Origin of the sequence: Enteractinococcus helveticum (assembly GCF_020742345.1) — a bacterium.
In the GTDB taxonomy this organism is placed as follows: Bacteria; Actinomycetota; Actinomycetes; order Actinomycetales; family Micrococcaceae; genus Yaniella; species Yaniella helvetica_A.
On record NZ_DYXC01000091.1, the window covers coordinates 1 to 14,113 of the forward strand.

At 56.9% G+C, this 14,113-nt stretch carries 12 protein-coding genes and 2 tRNA genes; 1 reads left to right on the forward strand and 13 read right to left on the reverse strand.

Annotation, left to right across the window (positions count from 1 at the left end; genetic code table 11):
- Positions 1-91, reverse strand: a tRNA-Ser gene (locus K8V32_RS08440).
- 195 nt (positions 92-286) lie between these two features.
- On the opposite strand from K8V32_RS08440, the gene K8V32_RS08445 reads away from it, so the two are divergent.
- The gene (locus K8V32_RS08445) at positions 287-2,200 is read left to right on the forward strand and encodes an AMP-binding protein (RefSeq protein ID WP_303905791.1); all 1,914 of its coding nucleotides are present in this window, start codon (positions 287-289) and stop codon (positions 2,198-2,200) included.
- On the opposite strand, the gene K8V32_RS08450 is transcribed toward K8V32_RS08445, so the two are convergent.
- The 12 genes from K8V32_RS08450 to K8V32_RS08510 all read right to left on the reverse strand — a co-directional run bounded on the left by K8V32_RS08450 (position 2,197) and on the right by K8V32_RS08510 (position 14,071).
- Entirely contained in the window at positions 2,197-2,955 is a 759-nt protein-coding gene (locus K8V32_RS08450; RefSeq protein WP_303905794.1) for an IclR family transcriptional regulator domain-containing protein, read from the reverse strand. The genes K8V32_RS08445 and K8V32_RS08450 overlap by 4 nt on opposite strands.
- Positions 2,939-3,595 (reverse strand): 3-oxoacid CoA-transferase subunit B, encoded by a 657-nt coding sequence (locus tag K8V32_RS08455; RefSeq protein ID WP_303905797.1) that lies wholly within the window; start codon positions 3,593-3,595, stop codon positions 2,939-2,941. Before K8V32_RS08455 ends, K8V32_RS08450 begins: the two co-directional genes overlap by 17 nt.
- A gap of 1 nt (position 3,596) precedes the next feature.
- Positions 3,597-4,301, reverse strand: coding sequence for a 3-oxoacid CoA-transferase subunit A (locus K8V32_RS08460; RefSeq protein WP_303905800.1), 705 nt, complete (start codon positions 4,299-4,301; stop codon positions 3,597-3,599).
- 10 nt (positions 4,302-4,311) lie between these two features.
- Complete coding sequence (locus K8V32_RS08465; protein ID WP_303905803.1) at positions 4,312-5,505, reverse strand: thiolase family protein; 1,194 nt, start codon at positions 5,503-5,505, stop codon at positions 4,312-4,314.
- Positions 5,506-5,685: 180 nt separating this feature from the next.
- Positions 5,686-6,885, reverse strand: a complete 1,200-nt coding sequence (gene pcaDC, locus K8V32_RS14740) for a bifunctional 3-oxoadipate enol-lactonase/4-carboxymuconolactone decarboxylase PcaDC (protein ID WP_524536720.1) — start codon at positions 6,883-6,885, stop codon at positions 5,686-5,688.
- Positions 6,882-8,273, reverse strand: coding sequence for a lyase family protein (locus K8V32_RS08480; RefSeq protein ID WP_303905806.1), 1,392 nt, complete (start codon positions 8,271-8,273; stop codon positions 6,882-6,884). The genes pcaDC and K8V32_RS08480 overlap by 4 nt, the downstream gene beginning before the upstream one ends.
- 97 nt (positions 8,274-8,370) lie before the next feature.
- Positions 8,371-8,964 carry a protocatechuate 3,4-dioxygenase subunit alpha gene (gene pcaG / locus K8V32_RS08485; protein ID WP_303905808.1) on the reverse strand — a complete coding sequence of 198 codons (594 nt, stop codon included), beginning with the start codon at positions 8,962-8,964 and terminating at the stop codon, positions 8,371-8,373.
- Positions 8,954-9,763 (reverse strand): protocatechuate 3,4-dioxygenase subunit beta, encoded by an 810-nt coding sequence (pcaH, locus tag K8V32_RS08490; protein WP_303905810.1) that lies wholly within the window; start codon positions 9,761-9,763, stop codon positions 8,954-8,956. The genes pcaG and pcaH overlap by 11 nt, the downstream gene beginning before the upstream one ends.
- A gap of 28 nt (positions 9,764-9,791) precedes the next feature.
- Entirely contained in the window at positions 9,792-10,982 is a 1,191-nt protein-coding gene (locus K8V32_RS08495; RefSeq protein WP_303905812.1) for a 4-hydroxybenzoate 3-monooxygenase, read from the reverse strand.
- A gap of 97 nt (positions 10,983-11,079) precedes the next feature.
- The gene (locus K8V32_RS08500; RefSeq protein ID WP_303905814.1) at positions 11,080-11,850 is read right to left on the reverse strand and encodes an IclR family transcriptional regulator; all 771 of its coding nucleotides are present in this window, start codon (positions 11,848-11,850) and stop codon (positions 11,080-11,082) included.
- Positions 11,851-11,896: 46 nt separating this feature from the next.
- Entirely contained in the window at positions 11,897-13,555 is a 1,659-nt protein-coding gene (locus K8V32_RS08505; protein ID WP_303905817.1) for an SLC13 family permease, read from the reverse strand.
- Between the two features lie 425 nt (positions 13,556-13,980).
- Positions 13,981-14,071: transfer RNA gene (locus tag K8V32_RS08510), tRNA-Ser, on the reverse strand.
- Positions 14,072-14,113 lie beyond the last annotated feature (42 nt).

Genomic DNA, 14,113 nt, shown 5'->3' on the forward strand with positions numbered 1-14,113 from the left:
TGGCGGAGGCGGGGGGATTCGAACCCCCGGTCCGCGTTACACAGACCCTTCATTAGCAGTGAAGTCCAATCGGCCTCTCTGGCACGCCTCCAGGTTATTGAACGGCAAAGTGCGCTCAAATAACCCTCTTACCATATCGAATGGAATCGATTTGAGCAAAACGAACCGTTCGTCGTGTCGCAGCTACCGTTCTGAAATATAAGCTGCAGCAGAAGGGCTATGGTGTGATGCACGCAATGTATACATAGTCAACCGACTCGGTTGGCATCGGCAACGGAGACGAAACATGGTGCACAGGCAAGCCCCAGCAACGACATATCGAGCAACATTTGACCGTGCTCGTCAAGAACCCGAAGCGTTCTGGCTCGAACAAGCTCAGACACTGGACTGGCACACCAAACCCACGACTGCACTTGACTACGACGGTCAATCACAGTGGAAGTGGTTTCCGGATGGGCAGCTCAACATCACGTACCAGGCCCTTGACCGGTGGGTTGCGGAAGGCCGAAACGATCAGCCCGCGTTGATCTGGGACTCTGTCATGACACAGCAAAAGATCACATATACTTACGCCCAACTGCTCGACCAGGTGGCCCGATTAGCCGGAGCACTGCGGAACCAGGGCATTGAGCGCGGTGATCGAGTACTGATTTATATGCCCATGATCCCTGAAGCGCTGATCGCCATGCTGGCGGTTGCCCGGCTCGGCGCCATCCACGTGGTGACCTTTGGCGGATTCGCTCCAAAAGAAATTGCCACGCGGTTGGACGATGCCAAACCAAAAGCCGTGATTGCCGCTAACGGTGGATTAGAACCGTCCCGCACCGTGCGTTATCTGCCCAATGTGGCCGAAGCCATCGCCATGGCCACACACCAACCCGAGGTCGTCATTGTGAAACAGCGTGGCGAAATTGATGACCGGATTGCCGAATTTGATGCATCGTGGCTGGATTTCGACGAACAACGTTCGACATCAGAACCTGTGGATGCGGTGCCGGTTGCTGCCACCGACCCGCTGTATTTTTTGCACACCTCCGGGACCACCTCAAAACCCAAGGCCGTAATTCGTGACCACGGCGGTTATGCGGTGGCTGCTGCCTGGTCGGTTCCAAATATTTATGATGTGGCACCTGGCGAGGTCATGTTTGTGGCCTCAGACGTTGGATGGGTGGTCGGTCACACCTATATTGTGTATGCGCCGCTGGTAGCCGGTGCCACCACGGTGATGTATGAGGGCAAGCCGGTGGGAACACCCGACGCCGGAGCGTTCTGGCGGGTGGCTGCAGAACACGGAGCGAAGATGATTTTCTCGGCTCCCACCGCCTACCGGGCGATTCGAGCTGCCGACCCTACGGGAGAACAATGGAAACGCTACGACATGTCAAAACTGACCAATATTTTCTCAGCCGGGGAGCGTCTGGATGAGGACACCTACCACTGGCTGGGGAAGATAACCGGCAAACCGGTGGTGGATCACTGGTGGCAGACGGAAACCGGCTGGCCGATTGCGGCAAATCTGCGCGGCTTAGCGCCGATGCCACTGAAAGCTGGTTCACCGTCCGTGCCGGTACCCGGGTATGACGTGGGGGTCGTGAACCCACTGGGGGAGCCCGTCGAACCGGGTACCGAGGGCAATATTGTCATCAAGCTGCCGCTGCCTCCGGGAGCAATGGTCGGGCTGTATGGCGAACCAGAACGGTTCCATTTATCGTATTTGGCGGCGTTTCCTGGGTATTACGAAACCGGAGACACCGGATATATCGATGACGACGGCTATGTGTTTGTGCTGGGGCGTTCGGACGACGTCATCAACGTTGCCGGGCACCGGTTATCGACCGGCACGCTGGAATCGGTGATTGCCGAGCATCCGGCAGTGGCTGAGACCGCGGTCATCGGGGTGAATGATGGGCTCAAGGGCCAAAAACCGGTTGCTTATGTGGTCTTGACGGCCGATGCCAATATTTCGCCCGAGCAGTTAGCCAAAGAGTTGGTTGCTAAGGTGCGAAAAGATTTCGGTGCTGTGGCAGCATTCCGTGATGTCGATGTGGTTTCAGCACTGCCGAAAACACGGTCGGGCAAGATTCTGCGGCGTACGATGCGCTCGATTGTAGAGGGTGAAGACGTCGCTGCCCCGGCGACCATTGATGACGCCGGGGTCCTGGATACGTTTGCTGTCCAGGCGACCCGCTGGGAATCCTAGAGCGCGTTGGAGACCTCGGCGGCAGCTGCCTGCAGCGGGGGTAATAACTCGGTGAGATCCTCGGGAGCCTGGGTGGTAACGGCAACCGAGGTGTTCATGGCTGCCACGGTGGTACCGGCTCGATTGATAATCGGTACAGCCACCGAAGCTAAGCCAACTTCGAGTTCTTCTTCAACCACGGCGTAGCCCTGCTGTCGAATTTGAGCCAATTCGGCACGCAGGGCGGCTGCGTCGGTCATCGTCTGATCGGTTACCTTTGTGAGGTCAGCCGTGGCGAAATACGCGTCCAGCTCCGCGGCGTTGAGCCCGGCCAACAGGATGCGTCCCATCGAGGTTGCATAGGCCGGAAAGCGAGTCCCAACGGTGATGTTAATCCGCATAATGGATGTGGTTTCTTGGCGGGCAACATAAACGACGTCGGTGCCGTCCAGCACCGACACAGACGTCGATTGTCCAAGCTGTTGGGACAGGTTCGCTAATACTGGGTCGACTAGTTCAACCAGTGGCTGGGAGGCAAGGTAGGCAAACCCCAGGTTCATGATCTTGGGGGTGAGTGCGAAGTGTTTATTATTGGCACGCATGTACCCCAAGTTGACCAGGGTGTGTACGAAACGTCGCACGGTGGCTCGTGAGAGCCCGGTGGCTTGGGACACTTCGGTGAGCGTCATCTCGGGCGCATGCCCGAAGGCCTCGATAACTTCGAGGCCCCGGGCAAACGACTGGACGAACAGTGCGGAATTAGTTTCCGGTTGCATCTACAAAATCGATGTCGGACTTGGACTGGAGTTGTTCGAAAGTTAACCCGAACAGAGCCTTGACGGTCACGGTGCCAGACTCGGACAGTTCAAAGATCCCGTGATCGGTGTACAACCGTGATACACAACCAACACCGGTTAGCGGGTAGGTGGCTTCAGGAACGAGTTTAATGTCGCCGTCGCGGGTAAATAGGCTCATCATCACATAGACCTGTTTGGCGCCGGTGGCCAAATCCATGGCCCCACCTACCGCCGGGATGGCATCCGGTGCACCCGTGTGCCAGTTAGCTAAGTCACCGGTTGCTGAAACCTGGAATGCCCCCAGCACACAGACATCTAGGTGGCCGCCGCGCATGATCGCAAATGAGTCGGCCTGGTGGAAGAACGCCGCGCCAGGGGTTTCGGTGACCGGGATTTTGCCGGCGTTGATCAGGTCGGCGTCAATCTCGTCCTCTTCGGCGGCGCGTCCCATGCCCAACATACCGTTTTCGGTGTGCAGGGTGACGTCGTGTTCTGCGGTCAGATAGTTGGAGACCAGGGTGGGCTGGCCGATGCCCAAGTTGACGAAGGAACCGGGTTCGATGTCACCGGCAACAATTTCGGCCAGGGTATTACGGTCAACGCGTTCATCACGTAGCATATTAGTTCTTTGCTCCTTGTTCACGGGCGGCCAGGGCGCTCGATTCGGTTTCGATGGCCACCAGCACGTCGGTGTAAATCGACGGGGTCACAATGTTTTCTGGATCCAGGGAACCGGTGGGCAGGATCTCTTCGACCTGCACAATGGTTTGTTTGGCGGCGGTGGCCATGACCGGGCCGAAGTTCCGGGCGGTCTTGCGGTAGACGAGGTTGCCCTTCTGGTCAGCCTGGAATGCCTTGATCAGTGCCACATCCCCGTGGATGGGGTACTCCAGCACGTAGTTGCGGCCATTAATCTCGCGAATTTCTTTGCCCTCGGCAAGCATCGTGCCGTAACCGGTTGGCGTAAAGAACCCGCCAATACCGGCACCAGCGGCACGTAAACGCTCGGCCAGGTTGCCCTGCGGAACGAGCTCAAGCTCAATCTGCCCGGCACGATAGGCCTCATCGAAATGCCAGGAATCGGACTGGCGTGGAAAGGAACAAATGATTTTATCCACGCGACGTTCTTTGATCAGTAGCGCCAAGCCCTCATCGGCCTGACCCGCATTATTATTGACGATCGTCAGGTTCTTGGCACCGCCCTCAAGCAGCGCACCAATCAATTCCATGGGTTGACCGGCGTTACCAAAACCACCGATCAGGATCGTGGAGCCGTCGTCAATATTGGCAACGGCTTCGCTAGCAGATTCTACAATCTTGGTCATATCGTTTCCTTTACTCAGTGGCGTCTTCGTTTTCAACAACCATCGCAACACCCTGGCCCACGCCGACACACAATGCGGCGACACCCCAGCGGCGGTTTTCGGCTTTCAGGCGGCGTGCTAAGGTTCCCAGCACACGCGAGCCGGAAGCACCCAGTGGGTGACCCAGGGCAATTGCTCCACCCCAGGCGTTGACGCGTTCGTCGTCCAGGGCAATGCCCCAGGAATCCAGATTGACGATCACCTGGGCAGCAAATGCTTCGTTGAGTTCAATGGCGCCGACCTGATCCCAGGTAATACCAGCGCGTTCCAGCGCCAGGTTGGCAGCAGGAACTGGAGCTTCACCGAAGTACTGTGGTTCATTCGCAGCGGCACCACGTGAGACCACGCGCACCAGTGGGTCGGCGCCCAGAGTCTCGGCGGCGGCCGCAGAGCCCATCAGTACCACACCGGCTCCGTCGTTCATTGGTGAGGCGTTGCCGGCGGTCACGGTGCCGTTGTCTTTCCGGAAGACGGTGCGCAGACCGGCCAGTGTTTCCGGTGTGCTCTCTGGGCGAATGGTCTCATCGCGAGTTACGTCGTCAACGGCCACAACCAGGTTGTCGTAATGTCCGGCTTCCCAGGCGGCGTGTGCGCGCTGGTGAGACTGGGCGGCGAACTGGTCCTGGCGTTCGCGTGAGACACCGTGTTTTTCCACGAGTTGTTCGGTGGCTTCTCCCAGCGAGACCGTGTATTCGGCGGGCATCTTCGGGTTGACCAGACGCCAGCCCAGCGTGGTGGAAACCATCTGGCTGTGACCGGCCGGGTAAGCGCGCTCCGGTTTTGGTACTACGTATGGGGCACGCGACATGGACTCGGTACCACCGGTGATCACCAGGTCGTTATCGCCGGCCCCAATCGAATAGCTGGCATGGAATGCGGCATCCAGCGAGGAACCACACAGGCGGTTGACGGTAACACCCGGGATGGAGGCGGGTAGCCCAGCCAGCAGTGTCGCCATGCGCGCCACGTTACGGTTTTCTTCACCGGCGCCGTTGGCATTGCCAAAGACGACGTCGTTGATCTTGGTGTGATCAAGGTTTGGGTAGCGTTGGAGAAGTTTAGTGATAACAGTGGCGGCTAGATCGTCCGGGCGGACCTTGGCGAGCGCGCCACCCAGCTTTGCAAACGGGGTGCGTACCGCGTCGTAAACATATACCTGCTGCATGATTCCTTCCGAGCCTGAAGCAAAGGTTCTAACTTATGTTCGCTGTGCGAACACAAGTTCGTTCTGTGACACTTTGAGTATAGCGGTGAAGATCACGTAGCGAAAGCTTATGTGACGGACGCATAATAAAGGGCCCGATTCAATCCGGTGGTTGAATCGAGCCCTTGTCGCTATGCATCCCTAGTTTTCTTGTTCGTCGTATTCGGCTAAGGCCTGTTTGGCCACAGAGAACGCGACGTTGGCGGCAGGCACCGAACAATAGATGGCGGTCTGCAATAGGATTTCTTTGATCTCATCAACCGTGAGGCCGTTGCGGCGCGCTGCTTTGACGTGCATAGCTAGCTCATCCCAGTATTTTCCAGCAACCATCGCGGTCAGGGTTACCGCCGAGCGCATCTTGCGGTCCAGCCCCGGGCGGGTCCAGATGGTGCCCCAGGCATAGCGGGTGATCATTTCTTGGAAGTCTGCGGTGAACTCATCGGCGTTGGCGGTAGCCCGGTCGACGTGTGCGTCCGAGAGAACTTCACGACGAACCACCATCCCGGCGTCGTATATTTCGCTCATGGTCTGGTCGCTGTCGTGCTGGTCAACGTTGTGACCGGAGAAGAATGCGTGCAGTATATTTGCGGTGCCTTCTGGGTCTTCGGTTGGGCCCTGGTGCGCGACGTTTTCTAACACTGCCGACTGACCGTTTTGGACTGCTGCAGCCACGGTTCGTGCATGCTCGGGTGGCGAGACCGGATCTTTTTCGCCGGCCAGCGCGAGTAGGGGAGTGGAAATCTGCCCCAGCTCATCAGACATATCAAATTCTGACAGGGCGATCGAGGCGTGGGCATAGGAGAAGCGTTCGGCGTTTTGCAACGAGTGTAACAGCGCGGTCGAATCGGTGGGGTTTTGTTCAATGAACCCATCGGCAAACCAGGTCTTTGCTGAGCGCTCCACCATTGCTGGGGTCCCGGCTTTGGCAACAAACTCGGCTCGTTCTTGCCATGCTTGCGCGGTGCCGAATTTTGGTGAAGAACAGACCATGGCGATCCTGGTAAAGAGCTCCCCATAGCGCAGTGCCAGACGCTGTGCGACAGCCCCGCCCAGCGAGACCCCGGCAAAAAACACTTGACGGTCAGTGGTTCCGCGAGCTTCGGTAGTCAGTGCGGCAACGGCGTCTGTTAGTCCGTCCAACGTCCACTGTTCGGTGGATGCTTCGGAACGTCCGTGACCGGGCAGGTCGTAGCCGATGATTTCATAGTGCTCGGCTAATAGTTGGGCGGTCTTACCCCATAGCGGTTCAACGGCGGTTCCCAGCCCAGGCCCCAAAACCAGCAGTGGTTTGGTTGGATCTGGTGCGGTGAATTGAATACCGGAGATCGTAGGTTGGCTCATATGCTCCACTTTCTATAACGCGAATTGACTTCTGCCACGATGGTCGCGGCTCCTCCCAGGTATCCGGAAGGATCTAATACTGTATTGATAGCATCGACACTCACCAGCCCCTCGGGCAGTTTGGCCACAAGAGTCTCGGCAAGGTCATCGCCATCGGAAATGGCTTGCTGACAGGTGGTTTGCACAAAGTGTTTTCCGGTGCCCTTTGGCACACTGCCGTGGGCTTCGACCACCGGCCCGAGCCACTGGGTGATCCGGCCGAGCATTAGATAATTGCCGTGAATGTCCAGATTGCGACGCATAGCCTCGGGGAAAACCTCCAGGCCACCGGTCAGCTCGGCAAGAATTTCAGTGACAGCCCCGGTGGTTCGTAGCAGATCGCGTAAAGCGGCCCACTCGGTATGCCAGCCGCCGTCGGCACGTTCGGCAGTATTGGCGATCACGCCGGTGTGTAGTGTATTGAGGTCACCGGCTGCTACCTGGGCTGCACTCTTCAACCTGATGGATAGCACAGGATTGCTTTTGTGCGGCATAGCCGAGGAACCGCCCCGGCCCGGTGCGGTGGGTTCGGCCAGTTCAGCATGCTCAGCCTGGACGGCGGTGAGGACGTCGTTGGCAAGTTTTGCTGCAGCAGCAACCACCTGGAATGCGGCTTGGGCGACTGTGATGACCGGAATACGGTTGGCATGCCACACGGAAGCCGAGACTAAGCCAAGTTCTTCGGCCAATACTTCGCGCTGGTGGTTGACCAGCGACATGGGATCGTTCTCGGGCTGCTCGGCTCGGAAGTAATCAACCCACCAAGTCGAGGTCCCCACGGCTCCGCCCCACTGCACCGGGAGGTTGCCAAGCACGGTCTCCAAGTGTTGCCCGGCGCTGCCAAGAGCTTCAACCCACTGGGATACCCGGTAGCCAAAGCTGATGGGTTGGGCGTGTTGATCCAACGAGCGGCCGATCATCACGGTATTGGCATGTGCTGCTGCCAGGTCGGTGAGTTGTCGCACCGCAGTCTTCAGATGCTCAAGGGCATGGTCACCCACCCGAGCGGTCAGCAGCATCAGTGCCGTGTCGATGATGTCTTGTGAAGTCGCCCCCCGGTGCACATAGGTTGCGGCGTCGGCGTTGGTTGCGGCGACTTTGTCTCGCATTGTTGCCAGCAATGGGATCAGGGCATTGGCACCGTTGGGGGTCTGATGGCCAATGGCGACCAGGTCATAGTCGTCGATGTCACCTGCTGCGGCTACCGCGGCGGTGATGGATTCGGGTGCGGTGCCAAATTTTACCTGCGCGGTGCACCAGGCCACTTCGACATCGAGCATTGCCTGGGCGAAGGCGGTATCTGAGGTGAGCTCTGCCGCGCGGGTACCGGCCCATGCGGGGCTGAGCAAGCCGAAATCGTACACGTGAGTGTATCCCTTTCTGCAAATGGTCTTAGACACAACGATACCCGCCCGAGAAAACGGGCGGGTACCAGTCAATTACAACCTATGGTTTCGGATAGGTCATGCCAGGGAACTGGAAGAAGACCGTTTCGTTGTCACCCTGAATGTGAATGTCCAAGATCAGGCGTTTGCCGTCGCGTTTGGCAATGACGGTTTCGGCACGATCCCCCAGAGCCACGATGGTGGGATCATTTTCCAGACCGGGGGAGTCTGGGATATAGGCGCGGGTGTGCAGTTTATTCAGCAGCCCGCGTGCAAAGACGACGATATGGATGAATGCCGGCTTGCCTTCATCGGTTGGGCCTGGCTCCACAGTGGTGAAGTGATACCCGCCCACGTTGTCTGCAGTGGCGCGTCCCCACCCGGTGAAGGTAAACGGGTTGCGAACCAGTGAACCATCCTGATTCGGGATGTTGCCGTTTTCATCGGCCTGCCAGATCTCCAGCATCGCATCCGGAATCGGTTCACCGGCGCCGTCGTAGACCGTACCGGTCAACTGGATAGCGCGTTCGTCACCGGGTGGTACCAGGTGCGGGCCGTTTTCAAACGGCAGGTGCACAGACTCTGCGGCGTTGAAGTAGCCAAAGAATGGGCCAATCGTTTGGCCGGGCGTTGGGGTCAGGTCATTAATGGTCATGGTCTTCGTCCTCCATCCAGGTGCGCTGGGATCCGGTTAATACGATGTTAAAGGTGTAGCCGGTATTCCACTCGTGGCTGGTCACCGAATGGTCATAGGTTGCAACCAGACGGTCGCGGGCTTTCTGGTCGGTAATCCCTTGGTAGATCGGGTCCAGCGGGAATAATGGGTCACCCGGGAAATACATCTGGGTGATCATGCGCTGGGTGAAATCGGTACCAAATAGCGAGAAGTGAATGTGAGCCGGACGCCAGGCGTTGTGGTGGTTTTTCCACGGATAAGGGGCCGGTTTGATCGTGGTGAACTCATAAGAGCCGTCGTCACCGGTAATCGCCCGGCCGACACCAGAGAAATTTGGGTCGATTGGGGCAGGGTGCTGGTCGCGCTTATGGATATAGCGACCGGCGGCATTGGCCTGCCAGATCTCGATGAGCTGACCACGCACCGGACGACCATTGCCGTCCACGACTTGACCGCGAACCTTGATGCGTTCACCAATGGGTTCACCATTGTGCTGGACGGTCAGATCAGATTCCAGAATGTGCACGTCGCGATGACCAAAAGCTGGCGAGTACAGCTCAATGGTTTCCGGGTCGGTGTGGTATAGGTCTTTGGTAGGGTGACGCAGCAGCGAGGAACGGTACGGTGGGTAGTTCAACCGTGGCTGAGTTTCCTCTTTGGATGGATCTGCTTCGACACTGGCGCGGTAATCGCCTTCAATCTGGGCGATTTCGGCGTCGATGGTTTCTTGCGGGTCGGTGGTTGCCTGTGGATCCAGGCGTGCGGTATCGTCAGCCACTTCGCAATCCTTTCGTCGTATCGGTGGGTTATTCGTGCGGCCAGCCGCAGTATGATTCGGCTAGATATTGACGGCCATATTTGGAGCCGACCACGGTTTGGAGTTCACCAATGGCTCGACGGGCTTCAAATGAGGTGGCATCATCACGGGTGTGCAGCATGCTGGTCATCCAGTACGAGAAGTTCTGAGCCTTCCAAACACGCTTGAGCGCAGTTTCTGAGTAATTATCAATGCCAGTGGTGCTGCCGGAAGTGAAGAATTCCTCCAATGCGTTAAACAGTATCTTGACGTCAGCAAACGCAAGATTCAGACCTTTCGCACCGGTTGGCGGAACGGTATGACCGGCGTCACCGGCTAAGAAGAGGTTACCCCAGCGCATTGGTTCGGCGACAAATGAGCGGAATTTCAAAACAGTTTTATCAAAGATCGGACCGCGCTTGAGCTGGAAGCCATCCGGGCCATCAACCCGAGCCTGTAGTTCATTCCAGATCTGATCTTCGGTCCAGTCATCTGGGTTTTCTTCAGGGTCACACTGGAAGTAGTGGCGCTGGACGGTTTCGTTGCGCTGTGAAATCAGTGCAAATCCGCGCGGCGAGTTCGCATAGACCAGTTCTTCTGCACTTGGCGGAGCCTCGGTGAGAATACCGAACCAGGCGAATGGGTATTCGATCTTGTGTTCTTGACGAGTCTCGGACGGGATCGCGCGACGGCAGAATGAGCGAGAGCCGTCGGTGCCAACAACAATGCGAGCCGCAATGACGCCTTCGTTACCGTTGGAATCGGTGTATCGGATCTTTGGCTGATCGGTTTCGGCGTCTTCCACGCCGATGACGGTATGTTCATAGCGTACATCGCCCCCGTCGCGAGCCCGGGCAGCAGCTAGGTCAACAAAAACTTCGTTTTGTGGGTAGAGCCAGACCGAAGCGTCAACGAGTTCTTTGAAGTTAATCCGGTGGGATTCACCGTTGAAGCGCAGATCAATCCCGTGGTGTTCGTAGCCGATCTCTTTGATCCGAGAGTCCACCCCGTAGTCGGTAAGCATCTCCACGGCCCCGGTCTCTAAGATGCCGGCACGGTGAGTATTTTTGATGGTCTCGTGGTCGCGGGCTTCCAACACGATGTTGTCAATGCCTGCTCGGGACAGTAAATGCGACAGCATCAGTCCGGCTGGACCGCCGCCAACAATGCCCACCTGTGTGGTTTCGGTTTGTAGGGTCACCCAAACTCCTGTCGATGAATTCTCAAGGTGTTCTTTATCTCTCTAAGTGTCGGACACAACACATGGTATGCGCCACTACTTTCTCACTGAGTGAGAATCACTTGGCTTCGGTCACGGGATGTAATGCGCGGGTGAGCCCGCGTGAGGCAGCCATCAGCACCGGAATGACGGCGGAACGTTGTTCGAAATCATCAGGAATGACCACGGAGATGGCCGCGATCGCTACCCGATGTCGTCCTGAGGGTTTGTCGAACACCGGTACTGCGGCACCAGTGGTACCGTCATCGAGCATGCCATCAAGCATCGCGTATCCCTCACGACGAATCCTGGCCAACGTATTGACAATACTGCCGGAGCCTGGATAACGAACCTGTGATGCTTCCGGGTACATGGCAAAGTAATCGTCGACGACGTGGGATGGTTGGAAGGCAAGCTGCACAAGGCCCATCGACACCGTGTGAATGGGCATGCGCGTAGCCACCGTAGCCTGATTAACCACCGAGTTACGTGAGGAAAGGCGCTCAACGACTAGGACTTCGTGATCGTCTAAGACGGACAGTTGGGTGTGTTGACGAAAGATTGCTTGGACGTCGTCCAAAAATGGCATAGCAGCAGTTCGAAGACTGACCGCAGGGGAGGATCGCGCGGCCAATTCCCATAACCGCATGCCTAACCCGACGGTCCCATCAGCATAGCGAGTGAGAATATCTTCTTGTGCTAATTGGCTCACCAGACGATACGTCGAGGCTAACGGAATACCGGCTAGCTGGGATAAATCGGTGACGGATAGGTGCCGTCGGCGGGCGTCAAAAGCTGAGAGGATGCGAAGCACGCGATCCAGCACAGTATCTTTGTTAGGTTTAGTCATCCTTCCACCGAGTGTAGCGCGCCCGCCCCGGTGCTGCATCGCAGAGCTAGTAGGCGATACCAAACACCCAGACCAATAAGGTCATAGCAGTGATGGTGATTAATATGGCCGCCAGCACGTTAATTAACGCACCACCCTTGACCATCTGGCCAATCGTGACATACCCGGAACCATAAGCGATCGCATTGGGTGGGGTCGCTACTGGCAGCATAAATGCGCAGGTGGCTGCCAACGCCACCGGTGCCGTGAGCATCAGCGGTTCGACACCGGTACCCAGTGCAATTCCGGAAGCTACCGGTAAGAAGGTCGCTGCCGTGGCGGTATTTGATGTCATTTCCGTCAGCACCAGAATGCCCACCGCACACAGGGCCACCAGGATCCATACTGATACTCCAGCCAGGCCCTCCACTTGAGTCCCTAACCATTCGGAAAGCCCGGAGTCTGAGAACTGCGACGACAGGGCAAGACCGCCTCCGAATAGCAACAGGACGCCCCAGGGTAGATTCAGCGCGGTATCCCAATTCAACAGTCGGACCCCTTTGGCCGCCCCGCCAGGGAGTAAGAACATGGCCAGCCCAACAACCATGGCAATACCGGCATCGGAGATCAGAGGTTCCTCCAAGCCCAGGATGTATTCGGAGATTAACGGGATGAAGACCCAAGAAATGGCTGCGACGATGAACACAAGCAACACCGTCAGTTCGCCTCTGGACATCGGTCCAAGCTTTTTGAACTCATTGCGAATGAGCTCAGCGCCGCCCGGGATGTTATCGATTTCGGGTTTGAACATGACCTTGGTCAAAATAAACCAGGCACCGAACATTAACACGATCGATAGCGGGACACCCACCAGCATCCAGCGTCCAAAGCCGAGTTCCATGTCATGGTTGGCAGCCATATGGGCTGCTAAGAGGGCGTTTGGTGGGGTGCCAATGATCGTGCCGAGGGACCCGATAGAGGCCGCGTAGGCAATTGCCAGCATCAAACCGGTACCGAAATTTGTTTTTGCTACCGTCTGTGTTTCTTCCGAAGTAGCTACAGTCTCTGCGCCAGTATCAATGACTTGCTGAGTGTCTTCGCCATCAGCCATGCGCTTGACCAATAACAACACTGAAATCCCAATCGGCAACATCATGACTGCAGTCGCCGTATTTGACACCCACATCGATAGAAATCCTGTGGCGATCATAAACCCGGCGATCAGTGCCTTGGTGTTGGAACCCATCCATCGCAACACCATGAGCGCGATACGTCGGTGTAAATTCCACCGTTGCATACCCAGGGCCAGCAAAAAACCGCCCATGAATAAGAAGATGACGTCATTGCCGTAGTTGGCCCCGACCGCTGAGACTGTGACGCCTCCATCGGATTCTGCAGCAGGCACGGCTAATGGAAAAATAATCAGCGGTAACAGCGCTGTAGCAGGGATTGGGATAGCCTCAGTCATCCACCACACCGCCATCAGCACTGCCGTGGCTGCCGTGAGTCTGGGCCAGACGTCCAGATCGGTTGGCATAATCCAGAAGATCAGCACCGCCCCGAGCACACCCGCGATCAAACCAATAATGCGGCGTCGATATTCGCGGTGTTCTACCGCCCTGGCCCGCATTCCTTCGGAAAGTTCTTGGTCTGACGTTTGCTGTTGCGCCAGGTCCTCTTGATCGGCACCGGCAGTGGCACGGTTTGAGAATTCACGGTCGGTCATGGTTATTCCTCCAGGACTGGGTGTGGCAGTCGGATCATTCCTGGGACTGGGCGGGCATCCCTCCCAGTCAGGTTAGGAGAGTCTAATGCCTAGCTTAAGAGGTGCGGCGCGAAAACGCCAAAGCACTACGAGACGTGATGCAGCTTTTGTTACACGGCGGCTATCTGGCATGGCTGCTGCACCAGGAAATGCTGACCATATCCTTCGGGTATTGTTGACGCTTTTCATACCTCCTGGAGCTTTCATATTCTGGGAGTTGAAGCGCACTGATGATTCTAGTTTTACAGTCGACGTCGCAGAGGTTGAAAAGTGCGGGGAGGAATAGGAGCAAGTTCAGGAACGATAAAAGCCTCAGAAAAGTCTTCTGAGGCTTTTATCGTTCCTGCCGTGACGTACCTGTCAACGATATCGTTACTGAGGATAAATGGCGGATGGTGGGGGATTTGAACCCCCGGGACGGGGTCGCCGCCCTCTGGTTTTCAAGACCAGTTCCTTCGGCCGCTCGGACAACCATCCAGACGAGGTTATAGTTTACTCAGATTCACACAGAAAACATAA